Below are 17,979 nucleotides of genomic sequence, written 5' to 3'. Positions count from 1 at the left end.
GGTCAGCGCAGGGTGGTGACGATATCGGCCACGGTGCTCAACACGTCCTTGCCCAGTTGCCTGGAGCGCTCACCGGACCAACCGGTTTTCGGGTTGGGGGCGTCGTCGTTGTCCTTGAAGGGCATCTCGAGGGTCAGCGACAGGCAGTCGTATTGCTGGCCAACGGCATTGCAGGCCAGGGTCATGTTGGCTTCGCCCGGCAGGTCGCGGGTGTAGCCGTGGGTGGTCTGGAAATCGCGGGTCAGGGCGCTCAAGTGCCTGCGGAAGTGTTTTTCCAGCGCTTCGATACGCGGGGTGTAACCGGGGTTGCCTTCGCAGCCTGCGGTGAAGACGTAGGGGATTTCTTCATCGCCATGGATATCGAGGAACAGGTCGACGCCGTATTTCTCCATTTGCTGCTGGGCGAACAGCACTTCCGGGCTGAGCGCCTCGCTGGCGTTCTGCCAGGCACGGTTGAGGTCCTGGCCCATGGCGTTGGTGCGCAGGTGCCCGTGAAAGGCGCCATCGGGGTTCATGTTGGGGATCAGGTACAGGTCGGCGACGGCCAGGAGTTTTTTCAGCTCGGCATCACCGTCCTGTTGCAGGCGCTCGATGACGCCTTCCATAAACCATTCAGCCATGTGTTCGCCGGGATGCTGCTGGGCGATGATCCACACCTTGCGCTGGCCTTCGCCACCTTTGCCGCGGCGTAGCAGCTGGATATCACGGCCCTCGACGCTTTTGCCGGTGGCGAGCAGTTGGGTACCGGCGCGGTTCAGGGCCTGTTCGATCAGCCAGTCGTGACGCTCACGGCTATACGGTTCGAAGTAGGCGAACCAGGCTTGCTTCTCGCGGGTTTGCAGGCTGATGTGCAATGTATCGCCATCAAAACGCGTGGGCACGCGGAACCAGTTGACGTGGTCGTAGGACGCCACGGCGTTGTAACCACTCCAGGCATTTTTATATGACGAATGGCTGGCGTTGCTCAGGCGGAAGGTGTGGGTATGGCCCACATGCATGCCTTCGGCCTTGAAGTGGAACCATTGGAAATGTGCGCTGCGAGTATCGGGTTTGATCGCCAGCAACAACTGATAAGCGTCGCTGGCATCCAGGACCTGGATGTTGCCGCTGTCGAAGTCGGTGCTGATCTTGATGGAGGTCAAGGCCACTGTCATGGGCTGGCTGCCTGCGTAGGATTGTTGTGGCAGATATCTTACACAGGAGTGAGGCAAAATCTTGGTGCAAAATTGTTGCACGGGGAAGGGGGCGTCGTCCTTGACGCTGAGGCAGCTTAGATTCTATGAGATTGATTCTCAAGCGCTATTTCGCAAAGATCCGGGCTAGAGCGTTCGATCGGCTTTCTTTTGGCGATGCTCTTTTGCTACCATGCGCGCCATCAAGCAACACACAGTCTTCATTAGCCTGAAGCCACGCCAGAAAAACTGGCAAAAAAAAGACCCGGCCAAAGAGCCGGGTCAAAAACCGTGATTAGCCTGATGAGGAGATATTCCAAGAGTCCGACCTAAGGTCCCTTGGTCTATCGACTGATCTCGCGATCAGCTGAGCCCAATAATAATCATTATCATTTGCAAGTCAAATGTTTTTATCCGTGTGATAGAAATATTTTTCTTACGTGCCTTTCAGGCGCTCGCCTGGGCAGCAGGCACCTGCACTGCCTGTTCCACCATCGCTTTGGCCATATCAATCAAATACACCACCGAAAAGGCCAGGTCCCGCTGGTTGCCCTGCCGGTTGCTTGCCGATTCATAGGCGGCTGCCGCCGCACTGCGTAGCAGCTCCGATGCGTGCACCAGGGCGTCTTCCTGGCTGATGCCGGGCCTGATGTCGAAAAACGCGGCGTCAGGCGTGGGCGCCGACACATCTTCTTTCAGGTAATAGTCGAGTGCCCGTTGCACGGCGCCACTGCTGCGCAGGGTCAGCAGTTCGTCGGTTTCGGGCGTGCAAGGCAGGTGATTCGGGAGGGTCATCATGAGGGCGATTACTCTGGCTGGACGTTGAAAACCTGCACCTGATAGTAATACGAATCGTATTTATGTCATTTGATGGATTACTACAAACTGTTTATTGTCGTGGCAATTGCGCAACGTATGGTCAGGCTCCATGGACAACTGGATAGCGTTGGTCAAAGCCAACATGAAAGACCGCAAGGTCACGCAGGATGAACTGGCCGAACGCTTGGGCATGTCCCAGGGCGGCGTCGGTCATTGGCTCAATAAGCGCCGCGTGCCCAGTCTTGCGGACATGAACCGGGTGCTGGACGAGCTGGGGCTCGGCTATCTGGAAGTCGCGCTGGAGATTCGCGAAAAGGCCGACCCAACACCTGCGCTGGAAAAACACTACAACCCGTATTTCCGCTACCCGGTCAGCGACTGGAAAGGCGTCTGCGAAATCCGCGAAGAGCGCCCGACCTACGGCGCGGCCCGTTTCGAACTGAGCGATTACCATGCCCAGGGCGAAGCCTTCTGGCTGCCCGTAACGGGCGATGCCATGACCGCGCCCAGCGGCCTGAGCATCGGTGCGGGCATGATGATTCTGGTGGACCCGGCCATCGAGCCCGAACCCGGCAAGCTGGTGGTTGCGCAATGGGCCGACAGCACCCAGGCGACCTTTCGCCAATTGATGGAAGAGAGCGGCCAGCTTTACCTGGTGCCGCTCAATCCGACTTATCCCAAGCAGCTTTTCACCGATGCGTGCCGAATCCTCGGGGTCGTGGTGCAAGCCACGGCGAAGTTCTAGTCCGTGGTCTCAAGTTCCACCAGGGCGCTGCCTTCGGCGACCATTTCGCCTTCCTGGCAAAACACTGCCTTGACCGCCCCGGCGTGAGGCGCGCGGATACTGTGCTCCATCTTCATGGCCTCGAGCACCACCAGCTGAGTGCCAGCCTCCACGTGTTGACCGACTTCTACCAGCACCCGCACGATGCTGCCGTTCATCGGCGCTGTGAGGCCGCCTTGATGAGTCTGGTTGGCCTCGACTGCAGCAATCGGGTCATACAAGCTGACGGCCTGCATCTGGCCGTCCCAGCGCAGATACAGGATGCCTTCGCTGCGTACCGCCAGATAAGCGCGGCGCACGCCATGGTGTTCGATCAGTAGTTGCTCGCCGCGCAATTGCGCAGTGCCCGCTACCAGCTTCACCAGCCGGTCCTGCCCGGCGCAACTCAAGTGCAACGACACGTCGCTCGGCAACCCGGCACGAAAGCCTCGGTTATCCGCCCACGGGCCTTCACCGGCGGGCTGGCTCTGCATAAACGCCGCCCCTGCCGCCTGCCAGAACTCATCGCTCAAAGCACCAGGTGCTGGCAGCAGTTCATCCTGATAGCGCGGAATAAACCCGGTATCGAGTTCAGCCGCCGCAAACGCCGGATGGCCGATGATGCGCCGCAAAAAGCCGAGGTTGGTCTTGACTCCGCCGACCGCAAACTCATCGAGCATGCTCAACAACCGCAGGCGCGCCTGTTCGCGGTCTTCACCCCAGGCAATCAGTTTGCCGAGCATCGGGTCGTAGAAGGGCGAAACGTTGTCGCCTTGTGCTACGCCACTGTCCACACGGCGCCCCGGGCCTGGAATAGATTCGCGGTACAGCGCCAGGTGCCCGGTGGCTGGCAGGAAATCATTGGCCGGGTCTTCGGCATACAAGCGCACTTCAATCGCATGGCCCACCAACGGCACCTGATCCTGAGTGATCGGCAGCGGTTCACCCTGAGCCACACGAATCTGCCAGGCTACCAAATCAAGGCCGGTAATCGCCTCGGTCACTGGATGCTCCACTTGCAGCCGCGTGTTCATCTCCATGAAGAAGAACTCGCCACGCGCGTCCAGCAAAAACTCCACGGTGCCGGCGCCCACATAGCCGATCGCCTGGGCCGCACGCACGGCCGCCTCACCCATGGCTTTACGCTGCTCGGCACTCAAGCCCGGTGCGGGTGCTTCTTCCACCACCTTTTGATGGCGACGTTGAATAGAACAGTCGCGCTCATTGAGGTACAGGCAATGGCCGTGTTGGTCGGCAAACACCTGAATCTCCACGTGGCGCGGCTTGAGCAGGTACTTCTCCACCAGCATCTGCCCATTGCCAAAGGACGACAGCGCCTCACGCTGGGCCGAGGCCAGGGCTTCGGCCAACTGGCTGACGTCCTCGACCACCTTCATGCCCTTGCCGCCGCCACCTGCCGTGGCCTTGAGCAGTACCGGGTAACCGATACGTTCGCAGGCATCGCGGAAAGTTTCCAGGTCCTGGTCCGCGCCGTGATAACCCGGCACCAACGGCACCCCGGCAGTTTCCATCAGCGCCTTGGCCGCCGATTTGCTGCCCATGGCATCGATGGCCGAGGCGGGCGGACCCAGGAAAACAAGACCGGCGGCTTCAATCGCACGAGCAAAGCCGGCGTTCTCCGACAGAAAGCCGTAACCCGGATGGATCGCCTGAGCGCCACTGGCTTGGGCGGCGGCGATCAGTTTGTCGATTTGCAGGTAACTGTCGGTGGCCTTGCTGCCACCCAGGTCAACCCGAATGTCGGCCTCGCGGCTATGGCGCGCATCGCGGTCGGTGGCGCTGTGGACCGCCACGGTGGTCAACCCCATCGCCTTGGCGGTGCGCATTACCCGGCAGGCGATTTCGCCACGGTTGGCCACCAGCACAGTGGTCAGTGTGCTCATGAACGTGGCTCCTGCGCTTGCCAGCTGGGCGGGCGTTTTTGCAGGAACGCGCGCAAGCCTTCCTGGCCCTCGGCGCTGACGCGAATCCGCGCGATGGCATTTTCGCAATACCGACGCAGCGCCGGGGTGAGGGCGCCGTTGCCGACTTCGCGCAGCAAATCCTTGCTGGCGCGCATGGCAGCCGGGCTGTTTTGCAACAGGTTGGCGATCCACAGTTCCACTTGCGCATCCAGCTCGGTGGCCGGGTAACTTTCCGCCAGCAGGCCAATGTCGCGTGCACGCTGGCCGCCAAAACGCTCGGCCGTCAGCGCATAGCGCCGCGCGGCCCGCTCGCCGATGGCCTGTACCACGAACGGGCTGATCACCGCCGGTGCCAGGCCGATGCGCACTTCCGACAGGCAGAACTGCGCGTCATCGGCGCCAATCGCCATGTCGCAGCAGCTGATCAAGCCCAGCGCGCCCCCGTAGGCTGCGCCTTGCACCACTGCCAGGGTCGGGATTTTCAGTTTGGCCAGGTTGTACATCAACTCGGCCAGCTCGCGCGCGTCGTCCAGGTTGGTGTGGTAATCCAGCTCGGCCGATTGCTGCATCCAGGCCAGGTCTGCGCCGGCGCTGAAGTGCTTGCCACGTGCGCGCAACACTAAAAAACGCAGGGACGCATCGGCCTGCACCTGGTCGAGGGCGATGATCAACTCGCGGATCATCTGCGCATTGAACGCGTTGTTCTTGGCTTCACGACTGAGCCACAGCGTGGCAAAACCACGGCTGTCGGTGACCAGTTCGAGGGTGTTGAAATCGCTCATGGGGTACAGCTCCATTTACATGCGGAACACGCCGAAGCGGCTCGGCTCGATGGGGGCATTCAGCGCGGCGGACAACGCCAGCGCCAGCACGTCACGGGTCTGCTGCGGGTCAATCACACCGTCATCCCACAAACGTGCGCTGGAGTAGTAGGGATGGCCCTGGGTTTCGTACTGGTCGAGAATCGGCTGCTTGATCGCGGCTTCTTCTTCGGCGCTGAACGCATTGCCCGCGCGCTCGGCCTGTTCACGCTTGACCTGCACCAGCACGCCGGCGGCCTGTTCGGCGCCCATCACACCGATGCGTGCGTTCGGCCACATCCACAAAAAGCGCGGGTCATAGGCGCGACCGCACATGCCGTAGTTACCGGCACCAAAGCTGCCACCGATGATCACCGTGAACTTGGGTACCTTGGCACACGCCACCGCTGTGACCAGCTTGGCGCCGTGCTTGGCAATGCCGCCGGCTTCGTATTTCTGGCCGACCATAAACCCGGTGATGTTCTGCAAGAACAGCAACGGAATCCCGCGCTGGCAGGCCAGTTCGATAAAGTGCGCGCCTTTTTGCGCGGCCTCGGCGAACAGAATCCCGTTGTTGGCCAGGATCGCAATCGGGTAGCCGTGCAGGTGCGCAAAACCACACACCAGCGTGGTGCCAAACAGCGCCTTGAACTCATCGAATACCGAGCCATCCACCAGCCGCGCGATCACTTCGCGCACATCAAATGGCTGCTTGGCATCGGCCGGGATCACGCCATAAAGTTCTTCGCTGCTGTACAACGGCGCCACCGGCGGGCGTTGCACTAACTCACCCTGCTTGCGCCAGTTGAGGTTGGCCACACTGCGTCGGGCCAGGGCGAGCGCATGTTCATCGCTGTCGGCATAGTGGTCGGCTACGCCGGAGATCTTGCAGTGCACATCGGCACCGCCCAGGTCTTCGGCGCTGACCACTTCGCCGGTCGCGGCTTTTACCAGCGGCGGCCCGGCGAGGAAGATCGTGGCTTGCTGGCGCACCATGATCGCTTCGTCGGCCATGGCGGGTACGTAGGCGCCACCGGCGGTGCAGGAGCCCATCACCACGGCGATTTGCGGGATGCCCTGGGCGCTCATGTTGGCCTGGTTGAAGAAGATCCGCCCGAAGTGTTCGCGATCAGGAAATACCTCATCCTGACGCGGCAGGTTGGCGCCACCGGAGTCCACCAGGTAAATGCACGGCAGGCGGTTCTGCTCGGCGATGGTCTGGGCCCGCAGGTGTTTTTTTACCGTGAGCGGGTAGTACGAGCCGCCTTTGACCGTGGCGTCGTTGGCGACAATCATGCATTCGACGCCTTCCACACGGCCGATTCCGGCGATCACGCCAGCGGCGGGCACGTCCTCGCCGTACACCTGGTGAGCCGCCAGTTGGCTGAGTTCCAGGAACGGTGAGCCAGGGTCGAGCAAGCGGTTGATACGCTCACGGGGCAGCAGTTTGCCGCGCGAGGTGTGCCGTTCCTGGGCCTTGGCGCCGCCGCCTTGCTGCACATGGGCGAGCAGGCTGTGCAGGGCGTCGACCTGTTGGCGCATCGCCGTGCTGTTGGCGGCGAACTCCGCTGAACGCGGGTTTAGCTGGGTATGCAAGGTGGCCATGGGGGCGCTCCTTCAGCGGGTTTCGTTGAAGAGTTCGCGACCGATCAGCATCCGCCGAATCTCACTGGTGCCAGCACCGATTTCGTACAGCTTGGCATCACGCAACAGGCGCCCGGCGGGGAATTCATTGATGTAGCCATTGCCGCCGAGAATCTGGATCGCGTCCAGGGCCATTTGCGTGGCGCGCTCGGCACTGTAGAGGATCACCCCGGCGGCGTCCTTGCGCGTGGTTTCGCCACGTTCGCAGGCCTGGGCCACCGCGTAGAGATAGGCGCGGCTGGCGTTGAGCTGGGTGTACATGTCGGCGACCTTGCCCTGGATCAGCTGGAATTCGCCGATGCTCTGGCCGAACTGCTTACGGTCATGGATGTAGGGCACGATCAGGTCCATGCACGCTTGCATGATCCCGGTCGGGCCGCCCGAGAGCACCACGCGCTCGTAGTCCAGGCCGCTCATCAGCACTTTGACGCCGCCATTGAGCACACCAAGGATGTTTTCTTCGGGCACCTCGACGTCATCGAAAAACAGTTCGCAGGTGTTGGAGCCGCGCATGCCCAGCTTGTCGAACTTGTTGCTGCGGCTGAAGCCTTTGTAGTCGCGCTCGACGATAAACGCGGTGATGCCGTGAGGGCCTTTTTCCAGGTCGGTCTTGGCGTAGATCACGTAGGTGTTGGCGTCGGGGCCATTGGTGATCCAGGTCTTGCTGCCGTTGAGCACGTAGTGGTCACCACGTTTGTCGGCGCGCAGCTTCATCGAGACCACGTCGGAGCCAGCATTCGGTTCGCTCATGGCCAGGGCGCCGATGTGCTCGCCGCTGATCAACTTGGGCAGGTACTTGAGTTTTTGTTCGTGATTGCCGTTGCGGTTGATCTGGTTGACGCACAGGTTGGAGTGCGCGCCGTAGGACAGCGCCACTGACGCCGAACCACGGCTGATTTCTTCCATGCTCACCACGTGCGCCAGGTAACCCAGGCCGGCGCCGCCGTACTCTTCCGGCACTGTGATGCCCAAGAGGCCCATGTCCCCGAACTTGCGCCACAGATCGGCAGGGAACAGGTTGTCGATGTCGATCTGCGCCGCGCGGGGCGCGATCTCCTTCGCCACGAACGACTGCACCTGGTCGCGCAGCATGTCGATGGTTTCACCGAGGGCGAAGTTCAGGGACGGGTAACTCATGGACAGGCACCTTAATGTGAGCTTTGTTGTTGTGTGGGTGGGGCGCGAGGGAGGGCGCTCACCTTTACGTTAACGTAAGCTTGCGTTACGGCGCTGTCAATCGTAGTTTACGTTTACGTCAACCTACAAAAAAGACAACAGGGGTCGTTATGGATCAACCGCACCCGAGCTACAGCCGTGGCTCCCAGGACAAGACCTTGCTGGCCATGACCATCGGTCAGGCTTTCGATCGCACCGTTGCGCACTACCCCGATGGCGAAGCCTTGGTGGTGCGCCATCAGCAACGCCGTTACACCTGGCGGGAGTTGGCCGAGACGGTGGATTTGCATGCCCGCGCCTTCATGGCTTTGGGCATGCAAACCGGCGATCGCCTGGGCATCTGGGCGCCGAATTGTGCCGAGTGGTGCATCACTCAAATAGCCAGCGCCAAGCTCGGGGTGATCCTGGTGAATATCAACCCGGCCTACCGCAGCAGCGAATTGGACTACGTACTCAAACAGTCCGGCTGCGCATGGCTGGTGTGTGCCGGCTCGTTCAAGAGCTCCGATTACCACGCGATGTTGCAGGAACTGCACCCCGACGTGCGCGGCCTCATCAGCCTGGACCCCAGCCCGCCAGCGGGATTTATGCCCTGGTCGCAATTGGCGGCCCTCGGTGCTGGCATCCCGCCCGAGCAGCTTTATAGTCGCCAAGCCAGCCTGCACTTCGATCAAGCCGTCAACATCCAGTACACCTCCGGCACTACGGGCTTCCCCAAGGGCGCCACCCTCAGTCACCACAACATCCTCAATAACGGTTACATGGTCGGCGAAAGCCTGGGCCTCACCGCGCAGGACCGCCTGGTGATCCCGGTGCCGCTGTACCACTGCTTTGGCATGGTCATGGGCAACCTCGGCTGTATCACCCACGGCACCACCATGATTTACCCCAATGACGGTTTCGACCCGCTGCTGACGCTCACCGCTGTCGCGCAGGAACGCGCCACCGGCCTGTACGGCGTGCCGACCATGTTTATTGCACTGCTGGATCACCCACGTCGCAGCGAATTCGACCTGGCCACCTTGCGCACCGGCATCATGGCCGGCGCCACGTGCCCCATCGAAGTGATGCGTCGGGTCATCAGCGAGTTGCATATGGGCGAAGTGCAGATTGCCTATGGCATGACCGAAACCAGCCCGGTGTCATTGCAGACCGGCGCCGATGACGACCTGGAGCGGCGCGTCACCACCGTTGGCCGCACCCAGCCCCAGCTCGAAAACAAAATTATCGACGAGGCCGGTAACACCGTGCCCCGTGGCCAGATCGGTGAACTCTGCACCCGTGGCTACAGCGTGATGCTCGGCTACTGGAACAACCCCGAAGGCACCCGCGACGCGATTGATGACGCAGGCTGGATGCATACCGGCGACCTGGCGAGCATGGATGAACACGGCTACGTGTGCATCGCCGGGCGCAATAAGGACATGATCATTCGCGGCGGTGAGAACGTGTATCCGCGCGAGCTGGAGGAGTTTTTCTTCACTCACCCGGCGGTGGCCGATGTGCAGATCATTGGCATTCCGGATGAGCGTTACGGCGAAGAGATCGTTGCCTGGGTCAAATTCCATCCCGGCCATGTGGCCAACGAACTGGAGCTGCAAACCTGGTGCAAGGGCCGCATTGCGCACTTCAAGACGCCCAAGCACTTCAAGTTCGTGGATGAGTTTCCGATGACAGTGACGGGCAAGATCCAGAAGTTTCGCATGCGCGAAATTTCGATCGAGGAGCTGCGAACCCAATCCAACTGACAGCACAGGCTCATGTGGGAGCTGGCAAGCCAGCTTCCACAGAAAGCACAAAGGGGACCCGAAGGTCCCCTTTAATTTGTCGTTGCGTGCTCTTTTTTTATTATTGAGGGGCGGTCTGTTGTTGTTTTTGGCAACCGTTACCCTTTACCGCTGTTTTTTTGCGACCCCCATCCGGGATCAAGAGCAAACGTATTTTTTTGAACGCTGATCTGCTTCTTCGTTAACGATCCAACCAGTGGCAGCTACCTGAGGTAGTTTTATTTTTCTCTAACCGGTTGCGGGTGTCGGCACGCCGTACCCTGCGAAGCACATCTTCTTCAAAAAAATCTGTTAGCTGCGTCTCTGCCGTGTTGTTTTTGTTATGTCAGAGTCGTTTCGTCTTATTTTTATTAGGTTTGGCGCTTTTTATTCTTGTTATGCCATAGAGATAGCAGGAGCCGTGCCAACTTTTAAAAGTCATTTAAAATCAATGGTTTAATTTTTGTGTAGGGTTTTGCCTACGGATAATTCGACAAAATATGTTCCCGTGTTACTCGATGTGTATGCGTGCGGTAACACATTGTCACGGCTAAGCTACTCAACCGGCGTTACGTGCCTTGGCGACTCGCGAACCCGTCGGCCGACCCAGCACGTTACTGATCTGCAGGCCTGCACGAATCAATGCCTCCAGATCGATACCGGTGTCGATACCCAGACCATTGAGCAGGTACACCACATCTTCGGTGGCGACGTTACCGCTGGCGCCCTTGGCGTAAGGGCAGCCGCCCAGGCCCGCAATAGAGCTGTCGAACACCGTGATGCCTTCGAGCAGGCTGGCGTAGATATTCGCGATTGCCTGGCCATAGGTGTCATGGAAATGCCCGGCCAGCTTGTCCCGTGGCACCTGCGCGCCGACCACTTCGAACAACCGTCGTGTGGCGCCTGCGGTACCGGTGCCGATGGTGTCGCCCAGCGACACTTCATAACAGCCCATGGCATACAACTCACGTGCTACTGCGGCGACTTGTTCCGGCGCAATCTGGCCTTCGTAAGGGCAACCCAACACACACGACACATAGCCGCGCACGCTGATGCCGTGTTGCTTGGCGGCCGTCATGATCGGCGCAAAGCGCTCCAGGCTGTCGCTGATGGAGCAGTTGATATTGCGCTGCGAAAACGCCTCGGACGCCGCCGCAAATACCGCGACTTCCTTTACGCCAGCCGCCAGCGCATCTTCAAAGCCGCGCAGGTTTGGCGCCAGCGCGCCGTAGGTGACGCCGGGCGTGCGCTGGATCTGCGCAAACACCTCGGCGGAGCCAGCCATCTGCGGCACCCATTTGGGCGAGACAAAACTGCCGACTTCGATATAACTCAAGCCGGCTGAGCTGAGTGCGTCCACCAGTTGAACCTTGTCGGCCACGCTGATCGGCTGGGCTTCGTTCTGCAAACCGTCGCGCGGGCCGACTTCCACCAGGCGCACATAAGAGGGGAGAGACATGGGCAGCTACCTTGTGTTTATGGACCAACCGGGTTCATGGTCTGCGCCAGCGCCTGGGTGCAGCGCTCTTCGGCGGTGTCCAGTTCCAGCTTCATCTGTTCGATATCGAGCATCTGTTGCTCGAGCTGCTCACGGCGCTCGGCGATTTTCGCCAGCATGCTGTTGAGCTGGATGTGGTTGCCGCTGGTGGGATCGTAGAGTTCGATCAGCTCACGGCATTCGGCCAGGGAAAAACCGATGCGCTTGCCGCGCAGGATCAACTTGAGGCTGACCTTGTCGCGCGCCGAGTAGATGCGCTCCTGGCCCCGGCGCTCCGGGGCCAGCAGGCCTTGTTCTTCGTAGAAACGAATGGCGCGGGTGGTGATGTCGAGCTCGCGGGCGAGGTCAGAGATGCTGTAGGTCGTGCTCATGGCGGCGCTCAAGAAGGTCTTGGCGCTAAGCTAAAGGCAGGTTGACGTTTACGTCAAGCAAATAGCCTGGATTGACTCACACCCTGTGGCGAGGGAGCTTGCTGTGGCAAGCCTGCTCACTACAACAAGCCTGCTCACCAGAGCTTAGGCTTGCTTGCCATCCAGTTTCTTTTCGTGCGCGGTGACTTGCTGGCACAACTCGATCATCTGCTCACGCATCCAGCGGTTGGCCGGGTCCTGGTCGGTGCTTTCGTGCCAGTACAGGTGGGTTTCCACCGGCGGCACATCGTTGACCGGCAGGTTGAACCAATGCAGCTCATGGCGGCGGGCAAAGCGTTCGGGCACGGTCATCACCATGTCGGTCTGCTGCAACACTTGCGAAGCCATCAGGTAATGCTGGGAACGCAGGGCGATCTTGCGCTGGATGCCCATCTTGCCCAGCGCCAGGTCAACGTGGCCCAGGCCGTTGCGGCGGCTGGAGATATGAATGTGAGTCAGCGACAGGTAGTCATCCAGCGTGAACTTGTCCTTTCCCGCCATCGGATGGCCCTTGCGCATGGCGCATACATAGCGATCTTCCATCAGTTTGACGTGGCGCACTTGCGGGTCGGTGTTGAGCGGTGCGTCCACGGCAAAGTCCAGGCGCCCGGCGGCCAGTTCCTTGGTGGTTTCGCGGCGTTTGGACAAGAAACTCTCGATCACCACGGTTGGCGCCAGGCGGCGCAGGCGCTGGAACAGCAGCGGCAGAATCACCGCCTCGGTGAGGTCGGTCATGCTGATGCGATAAGTCTTGGCCGCCTGTTGCGGGTTGAAAATTCGGCTTTCCTGCACCGACACCCGCAGCAACGACAACGCGTTGCGCACCGGGCCGATGATGTTCTGCGCCATGGGCGTGGGCACCATGCCTTGCGCGGTGCGCACGAACAGCGGGTCGTTGAAGGTTTCGCGCAGGCGGGCCAGGGCGTTGGATACCGCCGGCTGGGTGATACCAACGATCTGCCCGGCGCGGGTCAGGTTGGCTTCGGTGTAGATCGCGTCGAAGACGATAAACAGGTTGAGGTCGACCTTGCTCAGATTCATTTCGTTGCGCTCTTATTTTCAGGTGGCGATTTATCAGGTGCTCATACGCCGATCATATATCGGTGATGAATGTTAATACACGCCGAGAATAGGCTAGGTAAATTATCAGCGCTGTTCTAGCATCGATTGCATGACCTAAACAACCTCTCAGAGAAGGGAGCTGCTCATGGATTTCGCCTATTCGCCCAAGGTTCAGGAACTGCGTGAACGCGTCACTGCGTTCATGGACGCTTACGTTTACCCGGCCGAGCCGGTGTTCGAACGCCAGGTCAGCGAAGGTGACCGCTGGCAGCCCACCGCGATCATGGAAGAGCTCAAAGCCCGTGCCAAAGCCGAAGGCCTATGGAACCTGTTCCTGCCCGAATCCGAGCTGGGCGCCGGCCTGACCAACCTCGAATATGCGCCATTGGCCGAAATCATGGGCCGCTCGCTGTTGGGCCCGGAGCCGTTCAACTGTTCCGCCCCCGACACTGGCAACATGGAAGTGCTGGTGCGTTACGCCAATGAAGAACAGAAGCAACGCTGGCTTGAACCGCTGCTGCGCGGCGAGATTCGTTCGGCGTTCGCCATGACCGAACCGGACGTGGCCTCATCCGACGCCACCAACATGGCCGCCCGCGCCGAGCGTCAAGGCGATGAGTGGGTGATTAATGGCAAGAAGTGGTGGACCTCCGGCGCCTGCGACCCACGCTGCAAGATCCTGATCTTCATGGGCCTGAGCAACCCGGACGCGCCGCGCCACCAGCAGCACTCGATGATCCTGGTGCCGGTAGACACGCCAGGGGTAAAAATCGTACGACCACTGCCGGTGTTCGGCTACGACGACGCACCCCACGGCCACGCTGAAGTACTGTTCGACAACGTGCGTGTGCCGTATGAAAACGTACTGCTGGGTGAAGGCCGTGGCTTCGAAATCGCCCAGGGCCGCCTTGGCCCAGGCCGCATACACCACTGCATGCGCTCCGTCGGCATGGCCGAGCGTGCGCTGGAACTGATGTGCAAACGCTCCGTCAGCCGCACCGCGTTCGGCAAGCCATTGGCGCGCCTGGGCGGTAATATCGACAAGATCGCCGACTCGCGGATGGAAATCGACATGGCGCGCCTGCTGACCCTGAAAGCGGCGTACATGATGGACACCGTCGGTAACAAAGTGGCGAAAAGCGAAATCGCGCAGATCAAGGTCGTGGCGCCGAACGTGGCCTTGAAGGTGATTGACCGGGCGATTCAGATCCATGGTGGCGCCGGTGTTTCCAACGACTTCCCGCTGGCCTACATGTACGCCATGCAACGCACCCTGCGCCTGGCCGACGGCCCGGATGAAGTGCACCGTGCGGCGATTGGCAAGTTTGAGATTGGCAAGTATGTGCCTAAAGAGCTGATGCGCAGCGGGCAGTAACACCGAGGCGCCTGCATCGCAGGCAAGCCAGCTCCCACACTGGAATGCATTCCAAAGGTGGGAGCCGGGCTTGCCCGCGATGAGCATAGGTATCTACACAACTTTTGAAGGCAGCCAATTTCTCCTGTGGCGAGCAGGCTTGCCCTGCGTTGGCTGCGAAGCGGCCCAGTAAAGGCACTGCAATTTTCCTGAAAGAACTCAGCGACTGGGTTTGGGGCTGCTTCGCAGCCCAACGCAGGGCAAGCCTGCTCGCCACAACAGCCCACTTACAACAGGCTTCGTGTTAACCGGTTGTGTAGATACCTATGCCGCGATGAGGCCAGTGTTTACAACACGAAACCCGAGCGGTCAGTACACCCAAACCTCCACCCGCCGATTCTTGATCCGCCCCTCATCCGCCGTGTTCGCCGCCACCGGCATCTGCGCGCCGAAGCCGCGAATATCCCTGAGCACCACGCCGTTCTTGACCAATTCCCGGCGCACCGCCATTGCCCGCAACTTTGACAACAGCGCCGCCCGCTGCGGGTCATTCTTGGCATCGCCAAACCCCACCAGCGTCACCTGCTTGTCGAGCTTGCCGTGGCTTTTTATATACGCCACCACCCGCTGCAAGTCCTGGCGCGCCTTGTTGTCCAGGCTGGCGCTGCCTTCTTCGAAACGAAAATTCACACTCAAGCGCTGGGCGTCACGGACGATGCTTTGATAGTCCTCGGGCATCGACGCCCGTGGCTCCACGGCAATCGCCTGCACCTGCTGGGCGATAAAGCCATTGGCGGCCACAATCGCCTGGCCTTTGCCACTTTGGGTAAAGTCCACCAGGGCTTTGGCCCACGGGTTGCGGTTCGACGGCGGCAGGTAAAAATACAAGCGGCGTGACAGCGGGTAATCCTCGGTGGCGATCAGGCTGGTCACCGGTAACATCGGCTGTGAGTCACCGTCGACAATCGCCAGCGCCTTGGCCTGGCGCACATACGGCAGGCCGATAAAACCAATGCCTTGCGGGTCATGGCTCACCGCATCGGACAACGCCTCGCTGGATTCGAAGCGCTTGGCGGCCACGGCCAGCGGTTTGCCGCGCCGGTTCAGCACCAGCTCTTTAAAGGTGTCATAGGTGCCGGACTGATCATCCCGGGCATACAGATGAATGGCGCCGTCGACGCCGCCCACATCCTCCCAGTGGCTGACTTCACCATTGAAAATCTGCGCCAGCTGCTCGGTGTTCAAGGTATTCAACGGGTTTTGCGGGTTGAGGATAATGGCCAGGCCGTCGATGGCAATCACGTGCTCGGCCTCTGGGCTTTTCAGGTCGCCCAGGGGTTCAAGGTCCACCAGTTCGCTGTCCTTGATCGGGCGCGAAGCAGCCGCAAGGTCAGCGTTGGATTTTTTCAGTGCGCTGAACCCGGTACTTGAACCGTGGGCTGCGACCTCCACCGTGACGGTTTTGCCCTGACGCGTCTTGCCGATCACCCGTTGTTCATTGGCGCCATCGCCGGGCTCGCTGTGCACCGCCTGCAAGCCCTGGTGCTCCAGCATGCCCTTGACCAACGCAGGTCCAAGCGCCGCACCAATGGTATTAGAACCCTGGATACGCAGGGCGGGGCCTTGGTCGGGAACGGGTAGGGCAGCGGCGGCAGCGTAGAGCGGCAGTATCAACAGGAACAGAACGCGCAGCATCATGCCGGCACCTTCTTAAGCCAAAGGGAGTGCCGCCAGATTAAGTCAGTGGGGTTTCAAAAATATGACTGACGCACAGCAATTCAAAATGTGGGAGCTGGCTTGCCTGCGATTGCAGTGGGCCAGTCATCAAATGGTTGGCTGACACACCGTTATCGCAGGCAAGCCAGCTCCCACATTGAAGTACACAAACCTTGAAATCAGCTCAACTCAAGCCAGATCGGCGCATGGTCCGACGGTTTTTCCAGCCCACGCAAGTCGTAATCCACCCCAGCATCCTTGACCCGCGACACCAGGCCGTTGGACGCCAGGATCACGTCAATGCGCAGCCCACGCTTGGGCTCATCTTCAAACCCACGGCTGCGGTAGTCGAACCAGCTGAAGCGGTCGGCCACGTCCGGGTTCAAGTGGCGGAAGCTGTCGACCAGGCCCCAGTTTTTAAGGCGGGCCATCCACTCGCGCTCTTCCGGCAGGAAGCTGCACTTGCCGGTTTTGAGCCAGCGCTTGGCATTGTCGGCGCCGATGCCGATGTCGATATCTTCCGGCGAAATATTGATGTCGCCCATCACTACCAGCGGCTGGTCATTGCTGAACTGGCTTTCCAGCAGTTGCTGCAAATCTTCGTAGAAGCGTTGTTTGGCCGGGAACTTGGTCGGGTGGTCGCGGCTTTCGCCCTGGGGGAAGTAGCCGTTCATCACGGTGATCGACTGGCCATGCTCGTCGGCGAAAGTGCCCCAGATAAAGCGACGCTGGGCGTCTTCTTCGTCGCTGGCAAACCCTTTGTGCAGGCTCAACGCCGGCTTGCGCGACAGCAGGGCCACGCCGTAATGGCCTTTTTGCCCGTGGTAGTACACGTGATAGCCAAGGGCCTGCACTTCGGCCAGCGGGAACTGGTCATCGTGCACCTTGGTTTCCTGCAGGCCGATCACGTCGGGTTGATGCTTTTCAATCAGCGCCGCCAGCTGATGGGGGCGGGCGCGCAGCCCGTTGATATTGAAGGAGACGATTTTCATGGTCGGCAGTCCAGTCTGGCAAAAGGCCGATGCTAGCCGACAAGTCGGACGGGGGCCAGCGTGGCGGTAGGGCGCATGCACTGCTAATGTCTGGGAACGACTGGTGCTGCACAGGTTCGTACCCATAAGAACGCCATCTTTTGAGTGGCGCCCAGGGAGATTGACTGTATGCCTGACACTTCCACTGCCATTGCTGAAATTCGCCTGCTCAACAGCGACTATTCCCGCGAGGCCCGTTCCTTGTTGTATCAGGCCTATCGGCATGAACCGACCTTCGCTTACATCTTCGAGGCTGAGCGGTCGGGGTACGAACAGCGGGTGCGCGCCACCGTGCGTGAGCTGGTCAAGCAGCATTTTTTCCAGAAGCTTCCTGCCATCGGCCTGTTCGTCAACGACCGGCTGATCGGCATCGCTTTGATTGCGCCACCGCAACGGCGCCTGGGCATCACCGAGAGCTGGGCCTGGCAGTTGCGCATGTGGCTGAGCACCGGCGTGCGCGGCACTCGGCGTTATCTGGATTACCATTACGCAGTGTTGGCGTGCCTGCCGAACGAGTCGGTGCATGTGTTGCCGCTGCTGGGTATTCACCCGCAATTTCAGGGCAAACACTACGGCGAGCAACTGTTGCAGGCGGTGCACAACTGGTGCGCCGAGGACCCGCATTCATCGGGTGTGGTGCTCGATACCGGCAACTCGCGTTATCTGGATTTTTACAAGCGCCAGGGCTATGAGGAAATCGGTGAAGTGGCGGTAGGACCTGTCCTGGAGCATGTGTTTTTTCATCCCAATCCCCAGGCGTTACATGCTGCAACGGCTTGAGACAGAATTATTCAGACAATTCCGGGTTCAAAGAGTCTCCCCAGCTGTGTAGCATCCGCGCCT

15 protein-coding genes are annotated in these 17,979 nt (G+C 60.2%); 4 read left to right on the top strand and 11 right to left on the bottom strand.

Annotation, left to right across the window (positions count from 1 at the left end; genetic code table 11):
• Nucleotides 1-2 precede the first annotated feature (2 nt).
• Both HU759_RS19115 and HU759_RS19110 read right to left on the bottom strand, forming a co-directional pair.
• On the bottom strand, nt 3-1,154 hold the full coding sequence (locus HU759_RS19115; RefSeq protein ID WP_099550041.1) for a M14-type cytosolic carboxypeptidase: 1,152 nt from the start codon (nt 1,152-1,154) through the stop codon (nt 3-5).
• A 465-nt stretch (nt 1,155-1,619) separates the two neighbouring features.
• Nucleotides 1,620-1,970, bottom strand: a complete 351-nt coding sequence (locus HU759_RS19110) for a DUF3077 domain-containing protein (RefSeq protein ID WP_170040866.1) — start codon at nt 1,968-1,970, stop codon at nt 1,620-1,622.
• A gap of 130 nt (nt 1,971-2,100) precedes the next feature.
• Here HU759_RS19110 and HU759_RS19105 point away from each other — a divergent pair, with 130 nt between their 5' ends.
• Entirely contained in the window at nt 2,101-2,736 is a 636-nt protein-coding gene (locus HU759_RS19105) for a LexA family transcriptional regulator (protein ID WP_017136506.1), read from the top strand.
• Here HU759_RS19105 and HU759_RS19100 read toward each other — a convergent pair.
• From HU759_RS19100 to HU759_RS19085, 4 genes are read right to left on the bottom strand one after another with little or no spacing between them, the layout of a single operon-like run.
• The gene (locus tag HU759_RS19100) at nt 2,733-4,658 is read right to left on the bottom strand and encodes an acetyl/propionyl/methylcrotonyl-CoA carboxylase subunit alpha (RefSeq protein ID WP_170040867.1); all 1,926 of its coding nucleotides are present in this window, start codon (nt 4,656-4,658) and stop codon (nt 2,733-2,735) included. The genes HU759_RS19105 and HU759_RS19100 overlap by 4 nt on opposite strands.
• Nucleotides 4,655-5,461: a gamma-carboxygeranoyl-CoA hydratase gene (locus tag HU759_RS19095; protein WP_017136508.1), complete on the bottom strand. Its 807-nt coding sequence runs from the start codon at nt 5,459-5,461 to the stop codon at nt 4,655-4,657. The genes HU759_RS19100 and HU759_RS19095 overlap by 4 nt, the downstream gene beginning before the upstream one ends.
• A gap of 15 nt (nt 5,462-5,476) precedes the next feature.
• Nucleotides 5,477-7,084, bottom strand: a complete 1,608-nt coding sequence (locus tag HU759_RS19090; RefSeq protein ID WP_138453115.1) for a carboxyl transferase domain-containing protein — start codon at nt 7,082-7,084, stop codon at nt 5,477-5,479.
• A gap of 12 nt (nt 7,085-7,096) precedes the next feature.
• Nucleotides 7,097-8,260 carry an isovaleryl-CoA dehydrogenase gene (locus tag HU759_RS19085; RefSeq protein ID WP_017136510.1) on the bottom strand — a complete coding sequence of 388 codons (1,164 nt, stop codon included), beginning with the start codon at nt 8,258-8,260 and terminating at the stop codon, nt 7,097-7,099.
• A gap of 149 nt (nt 8,261-8,409) precedes the next feature.
• On the opposite strand from HU759_RS19085, the gene HU759_RS19080 reads away from it, so the two are divergent.
• Complete coding sequence (locus tag HU759_RS19080; RefSeq protein ID WP_169988199.1) at nt 8,410-10,047, top strand: AMP-binding protein; 1,638 nt, start codon at nt 8,410-8,412, stop codon at nt 10,045-10,047.
• Between the two features lie 577 nt (nt 10,048-10,624).
• Here HU759_RS19080 and HU759_RS19075 read toward each other — a convergent pair.
• The 3 genes from HU759_RS19075 to HU759_RS19065 form a co-directional block, all read right to left on the bottom strand.
• A complete protein-coding gene (locus tag HU759_RS19075; protein ID WP_017136512.1) occupies nt 10,625-11,524 on the bottom strand; it encodes a hydroxymethylglutaryl-CoA lyase in 900 nt (299 codons plus the stop codon).
• 17 nt (nt 11,525-11,541) lie between these two features.
• Nucleotides 11,542-11,934: a MerR family DNA-binding transcriptional regulator gene (locus HU759_RS19070; protein ID WP_017136513.1), complete on the bottom strand. Its 393-nt coding sequence runs from the start codon at nt 11,932-11,934 to the stop codon at nt 11,542-11,544.
• 144 nt (nt 11,935-12,078) lie between these two features.
• Nucleotides 12,079-13,014: a LysR family transcriptional regulator gene (locus HU759_RS19065; RefSeq protein ID WP_017136514.1), complete on the bottom strand. Its 936-nt coding sequence runs from the start codon at nt 13,012-13,014 to the stop codon at nt 12,079-12,081.
• A 166-nt stretch (nt 13,015-13,180) separates the two neighbouring features.
• On the opposite strand from HU759_RS19065, the gene HU759_RS19060 reads away from it, so the two are divergent.
• Nucleotides 13,181-14,410 (top strand): acyl-CoA dehydrogenase, encoded by a 1,230-nt coding sequence (locus tag HU759_RS19060; protein WP_058420935.1) that lies wholly within the window; start codon nt 13,181-13,183, stop codon nt 14,408-14,410.
• A gap of 348 nt (nt 14,411-14,758) precedes the next feature.
• Here HU759_RS19060 and HU759_RS19055 read toward each other — a convergent pair whose 3' ends face one another.
• Both HU759_RS19055 and xthA read right to left on the bottom strand, forming a co-directional pair.
• Nucleotides 14,759-16,087 (bottom strand): phosphate ABC transporter substrate-binding/OmpA family protein, encoded by a 1,329-nt coding sequence (locus tag HU759_RS19055; RefSeq protein WP_138453585.1) that lies wholly within the window; start codon nt 16,085-16,087, stop codon nt 14,759-14,761.
• A 197-nt stretch (nt 16,088-16,284) separates the two neighbouring features.
• Nucleotides 16,285-17,097 carry an exodeoxyribonuclease III gene (gene xthA / locus HU759_RS19050; RefSeq protein WP_017134623.1) on the bottom strand — a complete coding sequence of 271 codons (813 nt, stop codon included), beginning with the start codon at nt 17,095-17,097 and terminating at the stop codon, nt 16,285-16,287.
• 168 nt (nt 17,098-17,265) lie between these two features.
• Between xthA and HU759_RS19045 the strand changes: the two genes are divergently transcribed.
• Complete coding sequence (locus HU759_RS19045) at nt 17,266-17,916, top strand: GNAT family N-acetyltransferase (RefSeq protein ID WP_170040868.1); 651 nt, start codon at nt 17,266-17,268, stop codon at nt 17,914-17,916.
• Nucleotides 17,917-17,979: the final 63 nt, after the last annotated feature.

This window comes from Pseudomonas sp. OE 28.3 (assembly GCF_014268205.2).
Lineage (GTDB): Bacteria > Pseudomonadota > Gammaproteobacteria > Pseudomonadales > Pseudomonadaceae > Aquipseudomonas > Aquipseudomonas edaphica.
Note: the sequence above shows the minus strand (reverse complement) of the source record. Positions and strands in the feature narration are given on the sequence as shown.